This window comes from Rhodococcus sp. Ni2, assembly GCF_021352185.1.
GTDB classification, from domain to species: domain Bacteria; phylum Actinomycetota; class Actinomycetes; order Mycobacteriales; family Mycobacteriaceae; genus Rhodococcus_F; species Rhodococcus_F qingshengii.
In genome coordinates this window covers 349,418-373,607 of sequence record NZ_WOXZ01000002.1, presented here as the reverse complement: position 1 = coordinate 373,607, position 24,190 = coordinate 349,418, and the positions used below count along the sequence as shown (strand labels likewise).

25 protein-coding genes and 1 pseudogene are annotated in these 24,190 nt (G+C 62.3%); 15 read left to right on the top strand and 11 right to left on the bottom strand.

Annotation, left to right across the window (positions count from 1 at the left end; translation table 11 throughout):
• Positions 1-398: 398 nt before the first annotated feature.
• Positions 399-725: pseudogene (locus tag GN300_RS15345) on the top strand (transglycosylase family protein); the annotation flags it as partial.
• A gap of 368 nt (positions 726-1,093) precedes the next feature.
• Here GN300_RS15345 and GN300_RS15340 read toward each other — a convergent pair.
• Genes GN300_RS15340 through GN300_RS15330 form a run of 3 tightly spaced genes read right to left on the bottom strand, consistent with a single transcriptional unit; the run spans position 1,094 to position 3,308 of the window.
• On the bottom strand, positions 1,094-1,585 hold the full coding sequence (locus tag GN300_RS15340; protein ID WP_082845696.1) for an NUDIX domain-containing protein: 492 nt from the start codon (positions 1,583-1,585) through the stop codon (positions 1,094-1,096).
• A 23-nt stretch (positions 1,586-1,608) separates the two neighbouring features.
• The gene (locus tag GN300_RS15335; RefSeq protein WP_042449462.1) at positions 1,609-3,030 is read right to left on the bottom strand and encodes an alpha/beta hydrolase; all 1,422 of its coding nucleotides are present in this window, start codon (positions 3,028-3,030) and stop codon (positions 1,609-1,611) included.
• Between the two features lie 5 nt (positions 3,031-3,035).
• Positions 3,036-3,308, bottom strand: a complete 273-nt coding sequence (locus tag GN300_RS15330) for a DUF2277 domain-containing protein (RefSeq protein ID WP_003945457.1) — start codon at positions 3,306-3,308, stop codon at positions 3,036-3,038.
• Positions 3,309-3,440: 132 nt separating this feature from the next.
• Between GN300_RS15330 and GN300_RS15325 the strand changes: the two genes are divergently transcribed.
• Positions 3,441-4,319, top strand: coding sequence for a bile acid:sodium symporter family protein (locus GN300_RS15325; protein WP_003945620.1), 879 nt, complete (start codon positions 3,441-3,443; stop codon positions 4,317-4,319).
• Positions 4,320-4,401: 82 nt separating this feature from the next.
• Positions 4,402-5,412, top strand: coding sequence for an ABC transporter substrate-binding protein (locus GN300_RS15320; protein ID WP_063315157.1), 1,011 nt, complete (start codon positions 4,402-4,404; stop codon positions 5,410-5,412).
• Positions 5,413-5,459: 47 nt separating this feature from the next.
• On the opposite strand, the gene GN300_RS15315 is transcribed toward GN300_RS15320, so the two are convergent.
• Entirely contained in the window at positions 5,460-6,047 is a 588-nt protein-coding gene (locus GN300_RS15315) for a TetR/AcrR family transcriptional regulator (RefSeq protein ID WP_003945528.1), read from the bottom strand.
• A 96-nt stretch (positions 6,048-6,143) separates the two neighbouring features.
• Between GN300_RS15315 and GN300_RS15310 the strand changes: the two genes are divergently transcribed.
• Positions 6,144-7,544, top strand: coding sequence for a cytochrome P450 (locus GN300_RS15310; protein ID WP_007734205.1), 1,401 nt, complete (start codon positions 6,144-6,146; stop codon positions 7,542-7,544).
• Positions 7,545-7,642: 98 nt separating this feature from the next.
• Entirely contained in the window at positions 7,643-7,960 is a 318-nt protein-coding gene (locus tag GN300_RS15305; protein ID WP_232329980.1) for a DUF4333 domain-containing protein, read from the top strand.
• Between the two features lie 54 nt (positions 7,961-8,014).
• On the opposite strand, the gene GN300_RS15300 is transcribed toward GN300_RS15305, so the two are convergent.
• The 4 genes from GN300_RS15300 to GN300_RS15285 form a co-directional block, all read right to left on the bottom strand.
• Positions 8,015-9,163, bottom strand: a complete 1,149-nt coding sequence (locus tag GN300_RS15300) for an acetyl-CoA C-acetyltransferase (RefSeq protein ID WP_007734192.1) — start codon at positions 9,161-9,163, stop codon at positions 8,015-8,017.
• An 11-nt stretch (positions 9,164-9,174) separates the two neighbouring features.
• Positions 9,175-9,846, bottom strand: a complete 672-nt coding sequence (locus GN300_RS15295) for a TetR/AcrR family transcriptional regulator (protein ID WP_003945807.1) — start codon at positions 9,844-9,846, stop codon at positions 9,175-9,177.
• Positions 9,847-9,922: 76 nt separating this feature from the next.
• The gene (locus GN300_RS15290) at positions 9,923-10,735 is read right to left on the bottom strand and encodes an SDR family oxidoreductase (protein ID WP_003945582.1); all 813 of its coding nucleotides are present in this window, start codon (positions 10,733-10,735) and stop codon (positions 9,923-9,925) included.
• Positions 10,735-11,964 (bottom strand): acyl-CoA dehydrogenase family protein, encoded by a 1,230-nt coding sequence (locus GN300_RS15285; protein WP_007734188.1) that lies wholly within the window; start codon positions 11,962-11,964, stop codon positions 10,735-10,737. Before GN300_RS15285 ends, GN300_RS15290 begins: the two co-directional genes overlap by 1 nt.
• 55 nt (positions 11,965-12,019) lie before the next feature.
• Between GN300_RS15285 and GN300_RS15280 the strand changes: the two genes are divergently transcribed.
• From GN300_RS15280 to GN300_RS15260, 5 genes are read left to right on the top strand one after another with little or no spacing between them, the layout of a single operon-like run.
• Complete coding sequence (locus GN300_RS15280; RefSeq protein WP_007734186.1) at positions 12,020-13,561, top strand: FadD3 family acyl-CoA ligase; 1,542 nt, start codon at positions 12,020-12,022, stop codon at positions 13,559-13,561.
• Complete coding sequence (locus tag GN300_RS15275; RefSeq protein ID WP_007734183.1) at positions 13,558-14,430, top strand: enoyl-CoA hydratase; 873 nt, start codon at positions 13,558-13,560, stop codon at positions 14,428-14,430. Before GN300_RS15280 ends, GN300_RS15275 begins: the two co-directional genes overlap by 4 nt.
• Positions 14,430-15,590, top strand: a complete 1,161-nt coding sequence (locus GN300_RS15270) for an acyl-CoA dehydrogenase family protein (RefSeq protein WP_063315013.1) — start codon at positions 14,430-14,432, stop codon at positions 15,588-15,590. Before GN300_RS15275 ends, GN300_RS15270 begins: the two co-directional genes overlap by 1 nt.
• Entirely contained in the window at positions 15,587-16,552 is a 966-nt protein-coding gene (locus GN300_RS15265) for an acyl-CoA dehydrogenase family protein (protein ID WP_007734178.1), read from the top strand. The genes GN300_RS15270 and GN300_RS15265 overlap by 4 nt, the downstream gene beginning before the upstream one ends.
• Positions 16,549-17,601 carry an acyl-CoA dehydrogenase family protein gene (locus tag GN300_RS15260; RefSeq protein WP_003945931.1) on the top strand — a complete coding sequence of 351 codons (1,053 nt, stop codon included), beginning with the start codon at positions 16,549-16,551 and terminating at the stop codon, positions 17,599-17,601. The genes GN300_RS15265 and GN300_RS15260 overlap by 4 nt, the downstream gene beginning before the upstream one ends.
• 70 nt (positions 17,602-17,671) lie before the next feature.
• Here GN300_RS15260 and GN300_RS15255 read toward each other — a convergent pair whose 3' ends face one another.
• Positions 17,672-18,541 carry a hypothetical protein gene (locus GN300_RS15255; RefSeq protein ID WP_003945836.1) on the bottom strand — a complete coding sequence of 290 codons (870 nt, stop codon included), beginning with the start codon at positions 18,539-18,541 and terminating at the stop codon, positions 17,672-17,674.
• A 194-nt stretch (positions 18,542-18,735) separates the two neighbouring features.
• Here GN300_RS15255 and GN300_RS15250 point away from each other — a divergent pair, with 194 nt between their 5' ends.
• The 3 genes from GN300_RS15250 to GN300_RS15240 all read left to right on the top strand — a co-directional run bounded on the left by GN300_RS15250 (position 18,736) and on the right by GN300_RS15240 (position 21,401).
• Positions 18,736-19,500 (top strand): SDR family NAD(P)-dependent oxidoreductase, encoded by a 765-nt coding sequence (locus tag GN300_RS15250; RefSeq protein ID WP_042449451.1) that lies wholly within the window; start codon positions 18,736-18,738, stop codon positions 19,498-19,500.
• A 122-nt stretch (positions 19,501-19,622) separates the two neighbouring features.
• A complete protein-coding gene (locus tag GN300_RS15245; protein WP_063315014.1) occupies positions 19,623-20,288 on the top strand; it encodes a hypothetical protein in 666 nt (221 codons plus the stop codon).
• Between the two features lie 225 nt (positions 20,289-20,513).
• Positions 20,514-21,401: an alpha/beta fold hydrolase gene (locus GN300_RS15240; protein WP_007734173.1), complete on the top strand. Its 888-nt coding sequence runs from the start codon at positions 20,514-20,516 to the stop codon at positions 21,399-21,401.
• Between the two features lies 1 nt (position 21,402).
• Here GN300_RS15240 and GN300_RS15235 read toward each other — a convergent pair whose 3' ends face one another.
• Positions 21,403-22,221 (bottom strand): HAD family hydrolase, encoded by an 819-nt coding sequence (locus GN300_RS15235; RefSeq protein ID WP_031332850.1) that lies wholly within the window; start codon positions 22,219-22,221, stop codon positions 21,403-21,405.
• 62 nt (positions 22,222-22,283) lie between these two features.
• Positions 22,284-22,754 carry a MarR family winged helix-turn-helix transcriptional regulator gene (locus tag GN300_RS15230; RefSeq protein ID WP_063315015.1) on the bottom strand — a complete coding sequence of 157 codons (471 nt, stop codon included), beginning with the start codon at positions 22,752-22,754 and terminating at the stop codon, positions 22,284-22,286.
• A gap of 111 nt (positions 22,755-22,865) precedes the next feature.
• On the opposite strand from GN300_RS15230, the gene GN300_RS15225 reads away from it, so the two are divergent.
• Both GN300_RS15225 and GN300_RS15220 read left to right on the top strand, forming a co-directional pair.
• Positions 22,866-23,363 (top strand): VOC family protein, encoded by a 498-nt coding sequence (locus GN300_RS15225; RefSeq protein WP_054781329.1) that lies wholly within the window; start codon positions 22,866-22,868, stop codon positions 23,361-23,363.
• Between the two features lie 37 nt (positions 23,364-23,400).
• Positions 23,401-24,189 carry a pirin-like bicupin family protein gene (locus tag GN300_RS15220; RefSeq protein ID WP_054188065.1) on the top strand — a complete coding sequence of 263 codons (789 nt, stop codon included), beginning with the start codon at positions 23,401-23,403 and terminating at the stop codon, positions 24,187-24,189.
• Position 24,190 lies beyond the last annotated feature (1 nt).

Below are 24,190 nucleotides of genomic sequence, written 5' to 3'. Positions count from 1 at the left end.
GGTTCCAGCACGACTGAAAACCGGGTCGAAAAGCCGACAAACCGGGCTGATCGAGTGTCACATTCGCCGCATATCGACGCCGCCGAGGCACGTTTCAGGTGACTTGCATCACATTTCATCTCGTTTATGTAACGCCGGGAGAGGTGGCATATCGCCATGCGACCTGGGAAAACACTCTTTGATGCATTTCTGTTGCACATACATGTGTCGACACGCCGACCCGTGACCAATCCGTAATCATCTCTTATGGTTGGTGACAGCCCGATCAACCGGGCATTACCGAATCGCCACCGCCCGTCCCACCCCGCGGTTCGGACTCGACAACATTCCTAGTGGTGGGAGCGGAGCTGAGACGGTCACCGTCCTCCGTCGGCGGGACTCGAGAGGATTTACCAAAAATGACCAAGACCACCGTTACCCGTGCACTTGCCTCTGTCGCCGCAGCCGGAGCCCTCGCAGCCGGAGCCCTCGGATTGAGCGCAGGCACCGCATCCGCAGCCACCCACGACTGGTCGGGTGTCGCAGAATGCGAATCTTCGGGCAACTGGGCCGCGAACACCGGAAACGGCTACTACGGCGGACTCCAGTTCAGCCAGAGCACGTGGGAGGCCTACGGCGGAGCGGGCAGCGCCGCCAACGCCAGCCAGGCAGAACAGGTCCGCGTTGCTGAAAACGTCCTTGCCGGTCAGGGCGCCGGCGCGTGGCCGGTGTGCGGACAGTACCTCCGCTGACCCCAGTTCGAGTAGTGCGTCACTGCCCGGTGTTCGTCGAGAATTCGACGAACACCGGGCAGTGTTGTATACCGATACCTATTTCCCACCACCACTACTGTTGAAAGATGTTACAGCGGTGCGTGATCCGTCGGGATGCCGCGCAGCGAGCGAGGTATACCGACTCGCCTTCCGATCCCCCATCATCCCTCGAAGAGCCATCCACAATTTTTGGGCCGTCCTTGCCAACCGGTTGTGAGAACTGACCGGCGCAGCCGTAGAAGCGTACGGGATGGGGTCCTTACGCACGTAGTGCTCCATAACCCCAGCGTAGCCGTGTTTCGATGCCGAAATGTTCGTTTTCAATCGCTACCTCGCATCCCTCACGGCGACCGAACAAATCGATCCGGCGCACTCGATGGCCCATCCTTGACCAGGCGTGCAAACCGGTCGGGTAAATCGCGTGGCCCGAACACTTCTCGACCACTGTGTGACAAAAGGCGGTCAACGCTCCACCACTCGGAGTGCTCGACCAGCTCGGCGGCCAGCGCTTCGCGCCCCAACGACCCACAGGGCTCGAATACGGTCGCCACCGGCACGAGGAAGTAGTCGTTGATCGCACCGCCCCAACCCGGCAATATCGCCGGGTCACGGATCTCCTCATGCCACACATGGGTGGCTGCGCCGTAGTCGCGCAAGCCGATCTCCTCGTCCAATTCGCGCGCGAGCGCCTCGGACGGGGTTTCGTCTCCTTCCAAGCCTCCGCCCGGAGGACACCAGACCGTCAGCCCACCCCCGGGCGCGATGAGTCGGTAAAGCAGAAGACGGGACTGGTCGTCAACGACCAACCCCCTGGCCGAATGCCTCAGACGCATGAGTGCCACTGTAAGTCAGCAGGTCAGGCCATAACGGCCAACTCCGGCAGTCCGGCAACCACAACCGCGAGGTTGTATCCCGACATCCGCAGTTCTCCGTTGTCCCCTGTCCTCGCGTACTCCGCATGCCCGAACGCCCGCTCGTGTTTCACTCCATCCGGGGTGATCCCCTCGGCCGTGGACAACCGATGGAACTCGGTGCGCGTCGGATCGCCACCGAAACGGCCGAACCCCGCGATACTGTCGCCTTCCGCTTTCATGACGTAGACGTGGCGGTCGGCGATACCGAGGTCCGACTCCACCTTGGCTCGCACCCCGGGTGAACCGTAGAACACCACGTCGTCGACCGCTGCGCTTGCCCCGCGTTGCAGCGCAAGAGAAGTCGCGAGGGATCCGTAGGAGTGGCCCAACGCGGTGATATGGACTCCGTCGTTGACCGACGCGGCACGAAGACCGTGAAAAAAGCTACCCAATGCGTCGGCGGCTATGCCTGCTTTGGACGATCGACTGACGTCGAAGCTGGCCCGACCGATGTCGAACTTTCCCGGCCCGATCACCTGTGGCGCGTCATATCCGATCCAGGCGATGGTGGCCACGCTTTCCTTTCGGCCGGCCAGTTCGAGTTGCCGCATCGCCTCGGCTCGTAATCGCGTTGCCTCTCCGACCATTCCGCGCATCGAGTCCTTGACGTTGGTGTTCAGTCCGGGAATCGTCACGGAGATGTGATCCGCTGTGTCCGGATCACCGATCGCAATTGCAGCGAAGCCTCGTTCGCCCGAGCGCATGTCCATGAGCAGTAACCGTCGATCAGGTTCGGCGCGAAACAACTCGTCGAGCGCGTCCAGATCCTCGAGTTTGCGTTCGGCGTACCACTGGCCCGCCCCGGTGTTACTCAGTCTGCCGCCGAAGAACTCGCGGTGAAGTTCTTGCGATATTCGGACTGAATCATCTTGCAGCCGTGCTCGTTCCGATTGAATTCGATCGAGGTTGGCCGGGCTGCGAATCGCAGCAGGAATGCCGTCGAGGTTGGCGATCAGGCCTGGTGCATGACGCAACATCTGACGCTGCCGATCAGGGCTGAACGCTCGCCACTCCTCCCCCACACGCACAGCTTTGTCGCGGAGGTCGGTGCCGACCTGAGACCGCAGAGACAACGCATGATGAAGATCCGCGCTGACCAGCAGTGCCTCACCGATCAGTTCTCGAACTGCGACCTCGAGCAACTGGGCGTGCACGTGGAGCGGGTGACCGTCGGCGATGGGCGCAACGGCAGAGACGGTTCCATCCTGACGAATATGCAAGTCGTCGGCGACGGCCTCTTTGCGCAGCGTATCCAGCCGTCGACGGATGTCGCGAACGCGGTGAGCGACCAGAACGCCTTCCAACCCAGCAGACAGTTGATCCAAGGCTTCGACGTCCCATACGTCGATATCTGTGAGATCCACTCGGGTCAGGACGAACGAGCAGCGATCCGAGCCTGTACTTCCGGGCGACGCAACGGAGGGACGGTCTGAGGTGGCTGTCTGCGAGGCGGCAACGCACTGAGCAGGCGCGTCGTCGTTTCGGTCACCTCACGCACCGCCTGTTCGAAGGCGTCTCGGTTCGCGTCGGACACCTTGGCTATTCCGCTCACCTTACGTACGTATTGGCGAGAGGCCGCTTCGATCTCCTCCGGCGTAGCAGCGGGCTCGAGTCCACGAAGTTCAGTGATGTTTCGGCACATAATTCGACGATAACCCTGCTCACCGACGCCGTCACGGTTCGATACATCAATGTATCCAAACTGCCACGCAGATCCGGGCATCACGGTAGTTTCAGTGAAATTCCCCCAGTGACTGGAAGTAGCCACTAACTCATGGACTCTGCACTCACCTCCGTCGGCCTACCCGCCGCACTCGCCATCATCATGTTCGGCCTCGGGCTTTCCTTGACGGTCGGAGATTTTGCCCGCGTGGCAAAAGCGCCGAAAGCCGTCTCGATTGCCCTGATCTGTCAGTTGTTGTTGCTCCCGGCCGCGGCCTTCGGTCTGGTCACGTTGTTCGACCTCGACCCACTGCTCGCTGTCGGCATGATGCTCCTCGCCGCATCACCGGGCGGCACCACGGCAAACCTGTTCAGCCATCTGTTCCGCGGCGATGTCGCTCTCAATGTGACACTCACTGCGGTCAATTCGGTGATAGCGGTGGTCACCCTTCCGCTCATCACCAACTTCGCGTTGGGCTACTTCGAACCCGAGGACGCGGACGGCACCCTCGGACTGCAGTTCACGAAGGTACTTCAGGTCTTTGCCGTCGTACTGATTCCTGTCGCCCTCGGAATGTGGGTTCGATTGCGCTCGAGCGCCTTTGCCGAGCGCATGGACAAGCCCGTCCGCATCGGATCCGCGGTGGTTCTGGCACTGGTGATCGTCGGAACGGTTGTTTCCGAGCGCGAGAACATCGCGGACTATCTCGTCGACATCGGCGTCGTCGCTGCCTTGTTCTGCCTACTGAGCCTCTCGATCGGTTACGTCGTTCCCCGGATATTCGGCATCGAGGATCGTCAGGCCATCGCCAGTTCCATGGAAATCGGCATCCACAACAGCACGTTGGCGATCACCATCGCCGTCAGTCTCCTCGACAACGTGCAATTGGCAGTGCCGGCCGCGGTGTACGGCGTTCTGATGTTCCCGCTCGCTGCAGCCTTCGGCGCCGCCATCACCCGAAAGTCACGGACCATGGCCGAAATCGACTAATATCAGGCGGTTTTCGATATAGGTGATCTGGTATCGCCAACCCTACGATCGATACGGACTCAGACCGAAGGGTATCGAAAAAATGCTGACCAACACACCTACCGTGCCGGACGAACGCGTCTGGCAAGAGCTAGTCGACGCACTTACCCGTCGCCAATTCGGCATCGGAGCCGGGATGGCAGCAGTCGCAACTATTCTGTCGTCCTGCAGTTCCAGCGACGGTTCAGGGGCCGATGATGACGCTCAAATGCGCACCGTCACCACGCCGTTGGGGACCTACGACATACCTACCAACCCCAAGCGGGTCTTGGCCGTCGACGCCCGAACTGACCTCGAGCTCGCCATTGCCCTGGAACTACCGGTGTTCGGATACAACATCTCGCCCGTCACCAAGTGGGTTCCCGCCGACGGCTCGGCCGAATACCTCAGCGACAAGCCCAATCTGGAGCAGATCCTCGGACTCGCACCCGATCTCATCATCTGCGTCAACGCCGACAACGAGTACTGGCCCGCTGCAAAGCTCCAAGGCATCGCTCCTGTCCTGACGACCGAATCGAAGCAGACGTGGCGGGAGAACCTGACCCAGCTCTCCGATTGGCTGGGCCGAACACCCACCATGGATCGCCTGATCACCGACTATGACGCTCTGATCACCGACATTCGCACTCGACACGCTTCCGCGATCGCGGGCAAAACCGTCGCAAGCTTGTCCTACAGTCCGGACAAGGCCACGATCTACATCGACAGCCTGCCCGTGTCGGAGGAAACGGGAAAGAAGAATCGTCAACCCACCGACATGACGCTCGCCGATATCGGCGGAAGAACATTGAACACAACCGGTTTCGACAATCAGGGACGACTGAGCATCGAAGAGATGGATCGTCTGCAAGGCTGCGACGCGTTCATGGTTTCTGTCACAGACAGCAATGACACCACCTTCGAACAACTCTCGGACACCAAGTTGTGGCAAAGACTTCCGGCTGTGCAGGCCGGGAACGTCACCGTTCTGCAAGGAAGTACGTACTACGGGTCCATCTACACCAACATGTACGTCGCCAAGGGCTGGGACGATCTCTATTCGACGCTCGACTGATCAGACTTGTCCGTGGAAATGCCGGCCGCTCCCGCGCGGTCGGCATTTCACGTTTCGAGGTCGATGCCCAACGCTCCGGAGAGGGTCCGCAGACAGATCACTCTCAACTCTTCCTGCGGTATGGAAGGTTGATCGAGCCAGTCGAGGCAGACAGCTCGGACGAACGCGATCCATCCCCGAACTGCAACGGCAGCGAGCTGTCTTCTTTCGCCCTCGAATCCCAGTGCATCGAGGATTCGAATCTGCTGCTGTTCGAGTTCGCGCTCGACAATCGCCCGGATACCGGCCTCGGCCGAGAGCGTCCCGACGTTGATGGCGCGCACTCCCCTGCTGTGCGACTTCACGTACGCGAAGTAGGCGTCCAACCCGGCTGCCACCTGTTCGCGCACCGGTAGCGTCGCATCGGGTGCGGTCACCTCGAGCAGGTGCTGCGATTCGCGCTCGACGATTGCGGCGAAGAAGTCTCGCTTGGTCGGAAAATAGTGGTACATCAACCCGCGCGAGACGCCCGCAATCTCGGCGACCTCTTCGATCCACACATCCTCGTACGAGCGATCGGCAAAAAGTTGCGCGCCGATGTCGAGCAACTGCGTGCGCCGCTGCTCTCGGTCCAGGCGTTTTCGTGGTGCGACCATAGGCAAGTCAGATTACTACTTGACACCGATTCAGTAAGGCGTACTTTGCGTACTAGACATCAATTCAGTAAGCGATCTCACCCCGGGGGACACACAATGAGCGTCGACACCACTCCAGAGGCGACGACCGATGCTCGGATACCGCATCCGGCGTGGCGCCTGCCGGTCCTCGGGGACGTTCTCGGGATCAATATCCGGACACCGCTGCAGAACTCCGTGAGCATCGGCCGCGAACTCGGCCCGATCTTCGAGAGAAATGTCCTGGGAAATCGCTTCGTCTTCGCCTCGGGCGCGGACATGGTGGCAGAACTGTCCGACGAGTCCCGGTTCGCGAAGCACCTTGCACCTGGAGTCAAAGCACTCCGCGGAATCGGCGGCGACGGCCTGTTCACGGCGTACAACCACGAACCCAACTGGGGCAAGGCGCACAATCTCCTGGCACCGGCGTTCAGCCAGACTGCGATGCGCTCGTACCACCGCACCATGCTCGACGTGGCCGGCGAGTTGGTCGACCATTGGGACAGTCGTGAAAGTGACTCCCCCATCGACGTCTCCGCAGACATGACCAAGCTGACGCTGGAGACCATCGGACGCACTGGATTCAGCTACTCGTTCGACTCCTTCGAACGTGAAGAACAGCATCCGTTCGTCAAGGCAATGGTCGGCGCACTCTCCCATTCGCAGCGCACGACGTTCCTGAAGTCGACCGCCCTCGGGCGAGTGCTCGCACGTCGCGCCGATCAACGTGACGAGGTCCGCAAGGCGTACATGGCCGAGGTTGTGGACGAAGTGATCCGTGCCCGGCGGACAAGTACCGAACCGGGGCCCGAAGATCTTCTCGAACTGATGCTGCGGGCGGCACGCGAGAACGATCCCAACCGTATCGACGAACTGAACATCCGCCATCAGGTCGTGACCTTCCTCGTCGCCGGACACGAAACGACCTCCGGCGCATTGTCGTTCGCGCTGTACTACCTGTCACGAAACCCTGACGTGCTGGCCAAGGCGCAAGCCGAGGTCGACAAGGTATGGGAGGGCGAGGAGCCCGCCTTCGAGAAGATCGCGAAACTTCGATACGTACGACGCGTCCTCGACGAATCATTGCGTCTGTGGCCGACCGCTCCCGCCTACGGGCGCGCGGCGCTCGAAGACACGACGCTCGTCGGCAAGTATCCGATGAAGAAGGGCGATTGGATGCTCGTGCTCATCCCCTCACTTCATCGTGATCCGGTGTGGGGCAACGATCCCGAGGCGTTCGATCCGGATCGCTTCCTGCCCGCCAACATCAAAGCCAGGCCGGCGCACGTGTACAAGCCGTTCGGAACCGGTGAACGCGCCTGCATCGGAAGACAATTCGCTATTCACGAAGCGGTCCTCGTGTTGGGCACCATCTTGCAGAAATACACGATCGAGGCCGATCCGGACTACGAGTTGAAGGTAGCCGAACGGCTCACCCTGATGCCCGAAGGCTTCAACTTGACGGTCCGCCGACGCTGACCTCGCAAAACTGCGTCGCGCAACTCGGTTGAAACAGTCCCGAATGCGGTAATCCCTGAGGTGGCAGCAGCGAGCACCGGCGCACCCTGGGAGTTCACATGACAAAGAGGCCTGCAGTGGGAATCGTCTTACTCTCGGCGGCATTGGCCACGGGAGCTTGCTCGGCAAGCGTCGGGACGCCGCAAGTGGACAAGTCCGAAGTCGCAAGTCAGATCTCCACTCAACTAGCCGAGAAGATCGGCGAGCCACCCGACGACGTGACGTGTCCGGAGAACCTCGACGCCGAAGTCGGCGCATCGATCACGTGCGTCCTGACCGAGCAGGGCACCGAATACGACGTCACAGCTACCGTGACCAGCGTTGACGGTGAAAGTGCGAACTTCGACATCAAGGTCGCGGATGCGCCGAACAACTAACTGCTGTGCGCCTTTATTAACCGCCGGCGGTTAATAAAGGCGCACAGCAAGGCGTCAGAGACGCTCGATAATCGTCGCGTTCGCGGTGCCGCCACCTTCACAGATGGTCAGCAAGCCGTAGCGGCCACCGGTGCGCTCGAGTTCGTTGAGCAGGGTTGCCATCAGCTTGGTGCCGGTCGCGCCGAGCGGGTGACCGAGTGCGATCGCGCCGCCGTTGACGTTGACCTTGGCCGGATCTGCACCGATCTCCTTGATCCAGGCCAGGACGACCGGGGCGAAAGCTTCGTTGATCTCGACGATGTCGATGTCGTCGATGCTCAGGCCGGCCTTCGCGAGAGCATGCTTCGTGGCCGGGATCGGCGCACTGAGCATGAAGATCGGGTCGTCGCCGCGTGCGCTGAGGTGATGAATCCGGGCGCGGGGCTTGAGGTTGTACTTCTCCACCGCTTCCGCCGACGCCAGCAGCAGCGCACTCGCACCGTCGGAGATCTGGCTGGCCACTGCCGCGGTCATGCGTCCGTCTTCGACGAGAACCTTGAGCGTCGCCATCTTCTCGAGGCTGGTCTCGCGGGGTCCTTCGTCGACGGTCGCGTCGCCCATGGCGACGATCTCGTTGTCGAAGCGACCCGCGGCGATTGCAGCCTTGGCGCGCTCATGGCTCTGCAGGGCCCACTTCTCGAGCTCTTCGCGGCTGATGTCCCACTTCTCGGCGATCATTTCGGCGCCCTTGAACTGCGAGACCTCTTGGTCACCGTAGCGCTCGGTCCAACCGACCGAACCCGAAGTCGGCGTGTCGAATCCGTACTGCTGACCGACGATCATCGCTGCCGAGATCGGAATCTGGCTCATGTTCTGAACGCCGCCGGCAACGATCAGATCCGCAGTGCCCGACAGGATGGCCTGAGCGCCGAAGTGCACTGCCTGCTGGCTCGAACCGCACTGACGGTCAACGGTCACCCCGGGAACGTGCTCCGGGAATCCCGCTGCGAGCCAGGACATACGGGCGATGTTGCCGGCCTGGCCGCCGATGGCGTCGACGCAACCGAAGATCACGTCGTCGACGTCACTGGGGTCGATACCGGTGCGCTCGACCAGTGCCTTGACGACGTGCGCACCGAGATCGATGGGGTGCACGCCGGACAGCGCGCCGCCCCTCTTGCCGATCGGTGTGCGAATGGCGTCGACGATGTAAACCTCGGACATAGCGTTAGCTCCTAGTTTCGTTGTGCAGCAATAGTTCTTGAAGTTGATTCAGCAATAGCGTCTGAAGTTGTGGCCGGATCGGAGAGCCCGTCGAGCACGATCGCGAGATATTGAGCCGCGACGGCGTGAGCCGAGAGGGATCCACCAGGGCGGTACCAGCGAACCGCGACCCACACGGTGTCGCGCATGAAGCGGAAGACCAATTCGACGTCGATGTCGGAGCGGAAGGTCCCGTCCGCGACGCCGGCTTCGAGGACGCCGACCCACAGGTCCCGGAATTCGGTGTTGCGCTCGGCCAGGTAAGCGAAGCGCTCGTTCCCGACGAGGTGCTTGACCTCGTCCTGGTAGATCGCCACAGCCGAATGTGAGGCGTCGATGGCCTCGTACGACGTCACGACCAGTGCTTCGAGCGTCGCGCGACTGTCCAACCCCGCCGCGACGATCTCGCGGTATTTTCCGAAGAGTTCGTCGAGGAACTGGTGCAGGATCTCGTCGACCATCGACTCCTTGGAATCGAAATGGTGATACAGGCTGCCGGACAGGATCCCGGCGGCGTCGGCGATGTCGCGGACGGTCGTCGCGCGCACTCCGCGATCGGCGAAGAGCCCCGCCGCGATCTCGAGCAGCTCGTCGCGGCGCCCGGACTTGCCGTTTGATTCGTCGGAATTTCGAGGTGGCGTCATGTATTCAATCCTATCCAGGGCCTTCCCCTGTGCGCGGTCAGCGAGTCCAGGGACTCCTTAACCGCGCACGGGGACGCTAGGCCCTCTGCGAAGAAACGGAGACGATCTCGCCGGTCATGTAAGTGGAGTAATCGCTGGCGAGCATCGCGATGACCGTTGCGATCTCCCAGACCTCCGCGGCGCGGCCGTAGGCCTCACCGGAAGCCAACTGGTCGAGCAGTTCCTCACTGGTGACCTTCGCCAGGAACGCGTGACGCGCAATGGAAGGCGAGACCGCGTTGATACGGACTCCGTACTCCGCTGCTTCGATGGCGCTGCACCGAGTCAGCGCCATGACGCCGGCCTTGGCTGCGGCGTAGTGCGCCTGGGAATGCTGCGCGCGCCAACCGAGAACGGACGCGTTGTTCACCAGAACACCGCCGTGGGGAACGCTCTTGAAGTACCGCAGGGCGGCGCGCGTCGAACGGAAGGTGCTGTTGAGTGTGATGTCGAGAACGCGATCCCACTGATCGTCCGTCATGTCGACGACGGGAGTTTCACCGCCAAGGCCCGCGTTGTTGACGACGATGTCGATACGTCCCAACTTCTCGGCGGCGCCGACGAACAACGCGTCGACCTGCTCGGTGCTCGATACATCGCAGATGATCGATTCGACCTGCTGACCGGGGAATTCGGCCTTCAGCTTCTCCACCGTCTCGCCGAGTCGACGCTCGTGGAAGTCGGAGACGAGAACGTCGCCGCCCTCGAGAAGCACCCTGCGCGCAGTGGAGAAACCGATGCCGGTTCCGGCTGCGGCGGTGATGATCGCCTTCTTGCCCGCGAGCAGTCCGTGGCCCGGGGTTTCCTCCGGCGCAACGGAAAGCGGGGACGCGGCTTTGGTGTCAGACATTAACGGGCCTCTCGGGGAAGACCGAGCACGCGCTCGGAAATGATGTTGCGCTGAATTTCGTTGGAGCCGCCGTAAATCGTGTCGGCGCGGGTGAAGAGGAAGAGGCGTTGCCATTCGTCGAGCTCGAGGTGCTCGGGATCGGTGATGTCCGAGGCATTGCCTTCGGAATCCGCCCACGGTGCAACCAACGACGACGCACCCTGCACGTCCATCGCCAGCTGTCCCAGATCACGATGCCAGTTGGCCCACAACAGTTTTGCGACGGACGCTTCTCCGCCACCGGTTCCGGCGTCGACCGCGTCGAGAGTGCGCATCGCGTGGGCGCGCATCACGCGCAGTCCGACCCACGCGCGGGCGATCTTTTCGCGAATGTGCGGATCCTGGTCACTGCCATTGGCTTTCGCCAGGTCGACGACGCCCTGGAGCTCGCGAGCAAATCCGATCTGCTGTCCGAGCGTGGATACACCGCGCTCGAAGGTGAGCAGCCCCATCGCGATCTTCCAGCCCTCGCCGGGTTCCCCGACCACCAGATCGGCATCGGTGACGGCGTCGTCGAAGAAGACCTCGTTGAACTCCGATGTGCCGGTGAGCTGCTGAATGGGCCGAACTGTCACACCGGGCTGATCCAACGGGACAAGCAGGAAGCTCAACCCCTGGTGACGCTTGGAGCCCACCTCGGTGCGGCAGACCACGAAGCACCACTGCGCGACGTGAGCCAGTGAGGTCCACACCTTCTGGCCGTTGATGATCCACTTGCCGTCTTCGAGGCGTGCGGTCGTGGAGACGTTCGCGAGGTCGGAACCGGCGCCGGGCTCGGAGTAGCCCTGCGACCACAGTTCACTGACCGTGTTGATGCCAGGAAGGAATCGGCGCTTCTGCTCGTCGGTGCCGTACGCGATCAGCGTCGGGCCGAGCAGCTCTTCACCGATGTGGCTGACGCGAGCGGGCGCACCGGCCTTCGCGTACTCCTGATGGAAGATGACCTGCTGGGAGATGCTTGCTCCCCGCCCGCCGAACTCCTTCGGCCACCCGAGGCACGTCCACCCCGACGCTGCGAGGTGCTTGTCCCACTCGAGTCGTTGCTCGAAGAACTCGTGCTCACTGCCGGGGCCGCCCTTACCCTTGAGCTGGGCGAATTTGCCCGTCAAGTTCTCGGCCAACCACTGCGCGACCGTGGCCGCAAACTCGTCGTCCGTCATCTGCCCGTCCGGGCTCTCGCTCTGGTCCACATATGTAAGATAACCTACCAAGCACTTGCTAGGTAGCGTGTCAGGTAGGAGTCCAGTGACCGAACAACCGAGAACCATCCCATCAGCCCTCATCCGGGCCGCCGAGGAGTTCGGTGAGCGCGCGGCTATCGCCGATGGCGACACCCGACTGACCTTCGCACAGCTACATCAGCGCGTCCGCGATTTCGCCGGCGCACTGATCAACCGTGGGGTGAAGGCAGGCGACCGCGTCGTCATCTGGGCGCCCAACACGTACCACTGGGTGATCGCCCTGCTCGGCGCTCAGTACGCCGGCGCAGCCATCATCCCGATCAACACGCGCTACACCGGCACCGAAGCACTCGACATCATCGAGCGCGTCGACGCAGCTGCCCTGGTGGTCGTCGGCACGTTCCTCAAGGCCGATCGGTACCAGCAGTTGCTCGACGCCAATCCGGACCTGAGGATCCCCACCGTCATCCAGGTACCGATCGACGGGGACGACGACCGTGACGGCGTCATCGAGTTCGAGGACTTCCTCGCGCTCGCCACCGACGCCGCCCGCACCGAAGCCGACGCGCGTGCTGCGAAGGTGCAGCCAGACGACGTCAGCGACATCCTCTTCACCTCCGGCACCACGGGGCGCAGCAAGGGCGCGATCACCGCGCATCGTCAGTCCATCGCTGTCGCCAAGTCGTGGGGTGAATGCGCCGAGGTCACCGCCGACGACAACTTCCTCATCATCAGCCCGTTCTTCCACACCTTCGGGTACAAGGCCGGAATCCTGGTCTGCCTGTTGAACGGTGCGACGATCGTGCCGGTGTCCGTCTTCAACATCGACGACACCCTCGCATTGGTCAGCAGCGAGAAGATCAGCATCCTGCCCGGCGCCCCGACGATCTACCAGACCATCCTCGATCATCCCCGCCGCAGCGAATACGACCTGTCCTCGCTCCGCATCGCGATCACGGGCGCAGCACCCGTGCCGGTTGCTCTCGTCGAGCGCATGCAAGCAGAGCTTTTCGACGCCGTCCTCACGGCATACGGTTTGACCGAGGCAGTGGTTGCGACCATGTGCCGCACCGACGACGACCCGGTCACCGTCTCCACCAGTTCCGGCCGCGCGACAGCCGATTTCGAGGTCAAGATCGGCGACCAGGGTGAGATCCTGCTTCGTGGACCGAACGTCATGCTCGGATACCTCGACGACCCCGAATCCACCGCCAAGGCAATCGACGCCGACGGCTGGCTGCACACCGGAGACGTCGGAACCCTCGACGAGCGCGGATATCTCGACATCACCGACCGTCTGAAAGACATGTACGTCAGCGGCGGATTCAACGTCTACCCCGCCGAGATCGAGGGCATGTTGGCTCGCCTGCCCGGCGTCCACGAGTCTGCTGCCATCGGCATCCCCGATCACCGGATGGGAGAGGTGGGCCGCGTCTACATCGCCCAACTCGACGGTGCCGGCCTCACCGAAGAGTCGGTAATCGCCTTCCTCAAGGAGAAGATCGCAGGCTTCAAGGTGCCCCGCGAGGTGCGCTTCGTCGATCACCTGCCCCGTAACCCTTCGGGCAAGGTCCTCAAAACGGTTCTGCGCGAGGAACAATCATGACCGTTCCCTTCGAAGCCGACGTCGTGACCTACGAGGTTCGTGACTCGGTCGCCGTCGTGACCTTGAATCGACCCGACTACCGCAACGCCCAGAACTCGGTGGTCACGTACGCCCTCGACGCGGCATTCCAGCGCGCCGTCGAAGACGACGAGGTGAAGGTGATCGTCCTGGCAGGCAACGGACCTCACTTCAGTGCCGGTCACGACCTGGGAACTCCGGGACGCGACCATCACGTCGAGTACGAGAACAAGGCCACCATGTGGTGGGATCACGTCGACAAGCCAGGCGGTGACCAGCGTTTCGCCCGCGAGATGGAGGTCTACCTGGGCATGTGCCGCCGTTGGCGGGAGATCCCCAAGCCCACCATCGCGATGGTGCAAGGCGCCTGCATTGCCGGCGGGCTCATGCTCGCCTGGGTCTGCGACATGATCGTCGCGGCCGACGACGCCTTTTTCTCCGATCCCGTTGTCCGCATGGGCATCCCCGGCGTCGAATACTTCGCGCACCCGTGGATGGTCGGTTCACGATTCGCCAAGGAAATGCTCTTCACCGGCGATCGGTTCACCGCGCAACGTGCATACGAAATCGGCATGGTGAACCGCGTCGTCGCCCGCAAGCATCTCGAGAAGGAGACGTTCGAGCTCGCCGGACGTATCGCCGAGATGCCGCGCTTCGGACTGGCTTTGACCAAGAAGGCCGTCAATCAGTGCGAGGATCAGATGGGGATGCGCAACGGCATCGACTCCGTCTTCGGTCTGCATCACTTCGCTCACGCTCACAACGCCGAAGTCGGCAAAGACTCGCTTGGTGGTCTCGACGCCAAAGCTATGGCTGCCAGTGCTCGCGCACCGCAGGAAGGAACAAACTAGTGGATCTCGTATTCGACGACGCCACAACCGCATTCCGTGACGAGATTCGCTCGTTCCTGGAAGCGAATGTGCCCGCGACTCCCCTGAAGTCGATGGATACCGCCGAAGGCTTCGAAGAGCACCGTCAGTGGGAGCACACTCTCGCCGACGCCGGCTACGCCGTCGTCTCCTGGCCCAAGGAACTCGGTGGACGCGATGCGTCCCTGCTCGAGTGGGTCATCTTCGAGGAGGAGTACTACCGCTCGGGCGCGCCCGGCCGCGTCAGCCAGAACGGCATCTTCTTGTTGGCTCCCACACTGTTCGAGCATGCAAATGCCGAGCAGTTGGCTCGCATCATGCCGCGCATGGCTCGTGCCGACGACATCTGGGCCCAGGCCTGGTCCGAGCCCGAGTCCGGTTCCGACCTCGCAAGCCTGCGTTCGAGTGCGAAGAAGGTCGACGGCGGCTGGCTGCTCAACGGTCAGAAGACGTGGAGCTCACGCGCGAGTTACGCCGACTGGGGCTTCGGCTTGTTCCGCTCCGATCCGGATGCGCAGCGCCACAAGGGCATCACGTATTTCATGTTCGACCTCCGGTCGAAGGGTGTCACCGTTCGCCCGATCGATCAGCTCGACGGTGAGCCCGGCTTCGCCGAGATCTTCCTCGAAGACGTCTTCGTTCCGGACGACCCGGCCAACCCAGGTGAGTCGGGTGTGATCGGAAACGTCAACGAAGGTTGGCGGGTCGCGATGAGCACCGCGAGCAACGAGCGTGGTCTCTCGCTGCGCAGCCCCGGCCGCTTTCTCGCCACCGTCGACCGCCTGCTCGAGCTGTACAAGTCCAGCGGACGCACCGACGACAGCGCTTTGCGCAACCAGGTCGCCGACGCCTGGATCGGCGCTCGCGCTTACCAACTCAACACATTCGGCACCGTCACCCGTCTGGCCGACGGTGGACAGCTCGGCGCCGAGTCCTCGATCAACAAGGTCTTCTGGTCCGAGTGGGATATCGCCACCCACGAGACTGCTCTCGAACTTCAGGGCCCTGAAGCCGAGTTGGCCGACAACTGGATGGACGGATACCTGTTCTCCCTGTCCGGCCCGATCTACGCAGGCACCAACGAGATTCAGAAAAACGTCATCGCTGAGCGTCTGCTCGGCCTACCGAAGGCGGACCGATGAGATTCGCGCTCGACTCCTCCCACCAGGACTTCGCTGCAAGCATCGATGCACTGCTGACCAAGTCCGACATGCCCGCCGTCATCCGTTCGTGGAACGACGGTGACACCGAGCCGGGCAAGAAGCTCTGGCAGCGCCTCGCCGAGACCGGCGTCAACGGTCTCGTCATCTCCGAAGAGCACGACGGACTCGGCGCCGACGCCGTCGACCTGGTCGTTGCGCTCGAACAGCTCGGTCGGCACGCAGTACCCGGACCGGTCGTCGAAACGATCGCCGTGGCGCCGACGCTCCTGGCTTCCGTTGCACCGGAACGTCTCTCTGCTCTCGCCGAGGGTTCGCTGGCAACCGTCGCAGCTCCCCCGCGCACACCGTTCGCGCTCGACGCCGATGCGGTGGATCTGGTTCTGCTAGCGCAGGACGGTGCCGTATCACTCGGCGTCCCTGGCGAAGCCAAGGCATCAGTGGATCTCTCCCGCAAGCTCTACGAGGTTTCAGCCGGCGAATCGCTGGGCTCCGCCGACTTCTCGGCCGCCTTCGACATGGGCGCTCTTGCCACTGCCGCGCAGTTGCAGGGCCTGGGCCAGACACTGCTCGAGGTCACCACCGAATACGCGAAGCAGCGCAAGCAGTTCGGCAAGGTCATCGGACAGTTCCAGGCCATGAAGCACCACCTGGCCGAGGTTGCCGTCTCCCTCGAGATGGCTCGCCCCCTGCTGCACGGCGCCGCACTGTCGGTTCGCGATCAGTCGGCCGACGCCTCGCGTGACATCTCTGCGGCCAAGGTCGCGTGCGGGGATGCTGCGTACAAGGCCGCTCGCGTCGGACTCCAGGTTCACGGCGCCATCGGCTACACGATGGAACACGATCTCTCCTTGTGGCTCACCAAGGTACGGGCGCTGCTCACCGCGTGGGGCACACCGTCCGAGCATCGCGCACGCGTCGTCGAAGCGCTGGTTGCATCATGAGCATCGACACCGAAGACCAGGCAGCATTGCGCGCATCGGTACGCGATCTCCTGAGCAAGCATTCCGACTCCGCTGCCGTCCGCGCCGCCATCACCACAGAGATCGGCTACGACGCCGCTTTGTGGAGCAAGCTGTGCGAGCAGATCGGCGTCGCCGCGTTGGCGATTCCGGAGGAGTTCGACGGCGTCGGAGCAGGTTTGGGCGAAGTACACGTGGTCCAGGAGGAATTGGGCCGCACGCTGACCCCGTCACCGATGCTGGGTTCGGCGATTCTTGCCGCACAGGCACTGCTGCTTTCCGGTGACAACGACGCATGCTCGCGACTGCTGCCCGGTGTCGCGTCCGGCGAGAGCACGCTCGCTCTGTGCTGGGCAGGTGCCGCGGGTTGGAGCACCTTCGGCGTCGAGGCAACCGAAGACGCGTTGACCGGCACGGCGTCGTACGTCCTCGACGGACACGTCGCAGACACCCTGCTCGTTCTCACGGCCGACGGGTTCTACGAAGTGGATCCAGCGGCCGAAGGCGTCTCCCGCCGACGCGTCCCCACCATGGATCCGACGCGAACGCTGGCGGAGGTCACGTTCTCCGGTGTTCGTGGTCGGCCACTGGAGTGGTCCGAAGATCTGGTCGATCGGATCCGAACCGTCGTTCTGATCGCCTTGTCCGCGGAACAGGTCGGAGCGGCAGCAGCGATCGTCGAACAGACCGTGGAATACACCAAGTCGCGCAAGCAGTTCGGTCGCGCGATCGGTTCTTTCCAAGCCCTCAAGCACCGGATGGCCGACATGTACACGTTGGTCGAGACGGCGAGGTCGATGACGTACGCCGCCGTGGCGACGCAGTCGGCGGACGACGCGGCAGTGGCGAAGGTCTACTGCTCGGAAGCCTTGCAGCAGATCACCTCCGAAGCAGTTCAGCTGCACGGCGGAATCGCGATCACCTGGGAGCACGACGCTCAGCTGTACTTCAAGCGTGCACACGGCAGCGCTCAGCTCTTCGGTCAGCCGAGCACCTACCTGCCGAGCCTCGCGCAGGCAGCGGGCCTCTAGGAGACGTCGGTGCTTGTTCGCTCGGGATTGCGAGCGAACAAGCACCGTCTCGTTCGGTCTGAACCAGACTTCAGCTCTCTGCAGGAGCGACTAACCCGTTCTCGGGTATTGACAGTCCTGATGGTGAGATTTCCTGAAACTGCATGTTCCGCCTCAGTTCGATTGCTATCCGTTCCCGTGAGCTGGCCGAAAGCTGCTTTTCTATCAGCTTGTTAAGTCTCACCGGATCCGGTTCGAACCGTTCAGCTTCTTCACGCACTCGCCAAGTCGCTTTATCCCCAGGATCCGCGAAGGTGACGACCCCAATTCCGTGAGAACTGGCAACTGTGCGAACTTCTCGAAGCGGTCTCTTGAGTGCATCCGTGAGATACGTAGGGATATGGAACGCGACAACAGCGTGCGTCGAGGCCCGACGATGCGCAAGCGCTTCGTACACCGCTGTGACATTGACTTGATCGAAAGGCTTCACCTCAACGGTTGTGGCCTCCAGAAAGATTCCAGGTACGTAGTCGAATCTACGTACCGAGATTGTCACAAGATCTGAGCGTGACCACGTACCACCGGTGCTTCGCTTACCTTGATTAGCGACGTCGTCGACCGTCAGTGGCGCCACGCCGGATTTGCGGAGTGGAAGCTCCCGCAGCACATCGACCATCGGTGCGTAGAGGTTTAATTCCCGGACCCTGAACGGCACCGTCAGCGTCGTAACTGACTCGTCGTCGTCCTGGTCTCTCGTAGAAGATTCCCGAACCACGCTTCCACCCCGGCCGCCTGCTTTACGGACCAGGTTCTTGGCCACCAAAGAATTTGCAGCAGTTCGATACCGCTCTTTGCCGAAACTTGCCTTCTGCCTGAGCTTGCCGTTACCAAGGGTATCTCCGTTTGAAGAAAGCAATTCGAGCAGAAGAGCCTCGTCCAAAGTCAACTGCGGAAGCGACACTTTTTTCCCCGATTCTCGCGTTCAATGGGCCGACCTATTGCGACCGGTCTGAATGTATTCGACCAGCTGCGCCTGCGTAAGCCAGTTGCAAGTAGCAGTCACCCACTGAGCGGAACATTCCGCTGTCTCGCACCCTCCGGTAGCGCAGAATCGGTCACCAGACAGCTGTCCATCCCACAGACCGGAGTTTTCTCGTGAATCGATTCGACGACAAGCGCGTCCTCATCAGCGGCGCAGGATCCGGAATCGGCCAGGCCACCGTTGCCCGCATCCTGGCAGAAGGTGGCACCGTCGTCGCCGCCGACATTTCCGAGACCGGCCTCGAACAGACGCTGAACACCGCGAAGGACGCAGGACACTCCGATCGCCTGACCACGGTGAAGGTCGACATCTCCAGCGAAGAGTCTGTTCGCGAACAGGTCGGCGCTGCGATCAAGGCTCTGGGCGGGCTCGACGTGCTGGTCAATGCGGCGGGCATTCTGCGCTCCGCGCACACCCACGAGATGACACTCGATTTCTGGAACACCGTCATCGGGGTCAACCTCACCGGAACATTCCTCATGACGAGGGAGTCCCTGCCGGCACTGCTCGAAAGCGGAGCAGGCGTCGTGGTCAACTTCAGTTCCACATCGGCGACCTTCGCCCACCCGTACATGACGGCATATGCGGCGTCGAAGGGTGGAATCCAATCCTTCACGCACGCACTTGCACTCGAGTACAGCAAGCAGGGCCTTCGCGCCGTGGCCGTCGCACCCGGCAGCATCGCTTCGGGCATGACCTCCGATCCCGGCTTCCCGGCCGACATCGACTTCACGCTGCTCGGCAAGCTGGCCCCGGCAATCGGTGAGGGTTTCGCGCCCCCGTCCGCCGTCGCCGGCGTGATCGCGATGCTCGCTTCCGAAGACGGCTCGTTTGTCACCGGAACGGAAATCCGCATCGACGGCGGCACGCATATGTGACCACTTGCTGTGCGCCTTTATTAACCCCCGGCGGTTAATAAAGGCGCACAGCAGCGAGGCGGCATACTTATCTCGTCGTCCGGAACCGGTCCGGCGGTACGACGTGCGGTGGGGAGCCAGCGGTGAGCGAGTCAACAGGCACTACGAACCTCGAGCCCGTGCTGATCAGTCCCGTCGTCGGCGGAAAGATCCGCACCTGGTCCGAGGACGAGACCCGCTTGTGGAGCGTCGACGATCCCGCGGCGCTCGGCGCACTGTTGGGACGCGGTCTCGTAGCCCGTACGACCCTGCCGGACAACAAGTTCCGAGAAATTGCGTTTCTGGATACCCAGACCCAGGCCCTCACTGTGCAGCCGCGCTTCGCTTCCCCTGACAGCACTGCACTTGCCGCACCGTTCAAGCTCACCGAGGCGTCGGCCCCGACGTCCGACGCTTGGGAAGATCTCGAATCGGTACTCGCGTCGATCGCGATCTCCGCTGCTGGACGTGGCGAATTCTGGCTCGCGGAACTCGGCGGGTGGGATTCTCCGCACGAGCCGAACTGCCTCTTCACGACCGTCGACGAATCGGGACTGGCCAACGCGGTCATGGAGGCCACCCCCGCGCCCGCCGGAACCGGCGTCTGGCCGGAGGTTCCGAGCGGACAAACCGGCGTTTCCGTTTCGGCACCAGCCTCACAGGACACCATCGGGGCTGCCGGAATCTTCGCGGTATCAGCGATCGAGACGTGGGGCGTCACACCGTGGGACATCAACCTCACTTTCGGCAAACTGGTCGATTTCGCCTGATCAGCGGCGCCGACACGCGGCGGTGAGTTGTACGTCTCCCCTCAGCCGACGGCTCACGGTTCGTCACAACACGCCCGATGGCGACGACATCGGGCCCCTCGGTGGGCATACTGAGGGAACTGGGGTTACTCCCGGTCACAAATACCCGTGGATCCGCGTCGGGGCGGGTGCGGTCCGACAACACGCGAGCAGCCACAGACACTGGCGGCTCCGAAAGGTTCAATCATGGCAACCGACCAATTGCAGACGGTTGTATTGCACGGCGACCAGCTCAAATACGTCGACCAAGGCAGTGGCCCCGTTGTGGTGCTCATTCACGGCCTACTGGGCGCGCACTCCAATTGGGAGCCGCAGATCGAGACACTCTCGCGCCACTACCGTGTCATCGCTCCTGACCTCTTCGGACACGGTGCGTCGGACAAGCCTGCCGGCGACTACTCACTCAGCGCTCACGCCGCCACTGTGCGTGACCTCCTCGAGGCCCTCGACATTCCGTCGGCCACCCTCGTCGGCCACTCCCTCGGTGGTGGGATCGCGATGCAGACGCTGTATCTCTTCCCCGAGCGTGTGGAGCGGCTGTGCCTGGTAGCCAGCGGCGGACTCGGCCCCGAGGTGAGCCCACTCCTGCGCGCAGCAACTCTGCCCGGCAGCGAACTGGTACTTCCCGTCCTCGCGTCCCGGACGCTGACCGACGTGACAGACAAAGCGCTCGGACTTTTCAACAAGATCGGCCTGTTCAAGCTCGGTGCCAGCGCGAGTGAGGCCCGTAAGAGCTTTGCTTCGGTATCGGACGCGTCGACGCGTCAGGCATTTCTGGCGACGGCACGATCGGTCATCAATTACAACGGTCAAACCGTCAATGCCACTCCGCATTTCGCCAACTTCAAGAATCTGCAGGCACTACTGGTATGGGGTGAGGAAGACACCATCATCCCCAACGCCCACACCGAGAACGCTCGCGCCGAACTACCGCTGGGGCGGGTGGAGATCTTCAAGCGCGCCGGACATTTCCCGCACCTTGACTACCCGGATCGCTTCGACCGTGTCTTCTCCGAATTCATGACGGACTGCGGAGTCGGTATCGGCACCGGACCCAAGGCCGTCAGCAGCTGAACTAGCGCCCCGCAACCAACTCTTCGAGGTAGCTCGCCACGCCGTCCTCGTCGTTCGTGGGCAAAATTCGGTCGGCGAGCTCGATGACCTCGGTTCTGGCGTTGGCCGGCGCCAGAGCTGTTCCGGCCCAGGTCAGCATCGCAACGTCGTTGAAGGCGTCACCGGCTGCGGCCACTTCTGACGCGTCGATGCCGTCGATCGCGCACAACTGCGCGAGAGCGCTGGCCTTCGAGACGCCCGCTGCAGCCATTTCCATGTACGGGGCGCCGGAGTGGGTCAACTCCACACCCTCGATGCCCGCAGCGACCGCAGTTCGGTACAGGTCGGCGCTGGGAACCTCGGCATGCCGGGCCACGATCTTGACCATCGGCTCCACGTCCAGCGGCAGCGTATCGGCGAGCACCATCTCGTGCAGGTGCCGGTGATGGTCCGCGAACTCGCACAGAGCGGCATACTCCGGCTCGGCAAAGAACTGCGTGGGTCCGACGTTCGCGAACACGACGCCAGGAATCAGAGCACGAACCTGCTCCATAGCTGTTGCAGCCAAAGATGTTTCGATCGAAACGGTGTCGACGATCTCCGGAGTCCCGTCCGCCAGGTCGAGAATGACAGCTCCGTTGGCACACACAGCTTTACCGCGAAATCCGCACGAGCTCGCCAACGTGTGTACCGAATGCCTGGCCCGGGCCGTCGCCCACACAACTTCGATCCCCGCGAGCCGCGCGTTCTCCATGGCCTGCGCGGTGCGCGCCGAAATCGTTCGGTCGGAGCGCAGCAGGGTGCCGTCGAGGTCGGTTGCGAACATACGAATACGGGTCACCAGACAATGATGGCAGTCCGTTCGCAGCCCTCACCAACTACGTGACATGGGCCGTTGCTCTGTCAATTACTTGCTTGGGCCTCGAGAAGGTGCCGACGCATCTCACCGAAGACCACACCCAGCCGCTCGACATCTCGCGGGCTCAGCAGGTCGAACATGCTCTCCCGTACAGCGGCCACGTGCGCCGGGCTTGCCGACGCCAATTTCTCGGCACCCGAGTCGGTCAGCTCCGCATTAGCGCCCCTCTTGTCGTCGACACACTCGACCCGGCGCACCCACCCGGCACCGACCAGCCGATTGACGGCCCTGGTCACACCACTTCGGGTAGCCATCACAGCGTCGGCGAGCTCACTCATGCGCAGTTGCCGGCCGGGCGCTTCGGCGAGAGCGACCAGCAGTTCGAAATCGGTGAAGGAAATGTCGGAGTCTCGCACCAACTGCTGATCGAGCACACGCTGCAGCAGTCGCGTCGAGTCCAGATACGCCCGCCAGGCCGATTGCTCCGAGTCGGTCAACCACCGCACTGATTCCATAACGCCAGCATATCCGAAGTAGTTGACAACAAAATCAAATGAGCTATTCTCGATGTAGTTGATCAGTCAACTACTTGTTCGAAGTGAAGATTCAACCGGGAGGCGGGCGCCATGAGCGACAACAACGCAGTGCAGTTCGAGGAACGCCGGGCCGAGATCAGGGATCGACATCTGCTCCCCGCCGACAAACGACCCGCATCGACCGCACGCGGCCTGCACCATACGGCCCTGATCAGCAGTGACGTCGAACGAACCGTGAAGTTCTACCAGGATCTCCTCGGATTCCCACTCACCGAGTTGATCGAGAACCGTGACTATCCCGGGTCGTCGCACTTCTTCTTCGACATCGGCAATGGCAACCTTCTGGCCTTCTTCGACTTCCCGGGTCTCGACGTGGGCCCGTACCAAGAAGTACTCGGCGGCCTCCACCACATCGCGATCAGCGTCGAACCTGCCAAGTGGGCGAAGCTGCGCACCCAACTGACCGAGGCCGGCGTCGAACTGATCGAGCACAGCGAGGTCTCGTTGTACTTCCGCGATCCCGACGGCGCTCGACTCGAGCTGATCGCCGACCCTCTCGGCGAGATGTACGGCAATCACGTCCTCTGAAAACTTGCTCTCCCCCATACCATTCGGAAGGCACACCATGACCTCCACTCTGTCGCAGCCGAACCTCGATATCCGTCGATCCGGGGATCGTTTCAAGTCCAATGCCGGCTGGCTGGACTCGAAGCACTCGTTCTCGTTCAGCAATCACTACGACCCGAAGAACACTCACCACGGTCTTCTTCTGGTGAACAACGACGACATCGTCACGCCGGGAATGGGATTCGACACCCATCCCCACCAGGACATGGAGATCGTCACCTGGGTACTGAGAGGTTCTCTCGTACATCAGGATTCGATGGGTCATTCGGGTGTCATCTACCCCGGTCTAGCCCAGCGGATGAGCGCCGGAACGGGCATCCTGCATTCGGAGAAGAACGATTCGTGGCGACTCGGTGACGTGGCGGGTGCGCATTCCGACAAGCACAGCGACCCGGTTCACTTCATCCAGATGTGGGTCATCCCCGACGAAGCCGGAATCACCCCCGGCTACGAGCAGTTGGAGATCGACGCCGAATTGCTTGCCGGTGGACTGGTTCCCGTCGCCTCCGGCATGGACGCGTACGCCGATCACTCGGCAATCCGGATCAAGAACAAGTACGCCGCGATGCACGTTGCGCGTCTGCAACCCGGACAGCCCGTGACCCTGCCCGACGCACCGTTCCTGCACGTTTTTGTCGCCGACGGTCAGGCCGCCATGGAAGGCGTCGGAGTGCTCGAACAAGGTGACGCGGTACGCGTGTCCGGCGGCGGAGGTCAGCAGATCAGCTCCGATACCGGGGCAGAGGTCATCGTCTGGGAAATGCACGCCACCGTTTCGCAGGGATGAC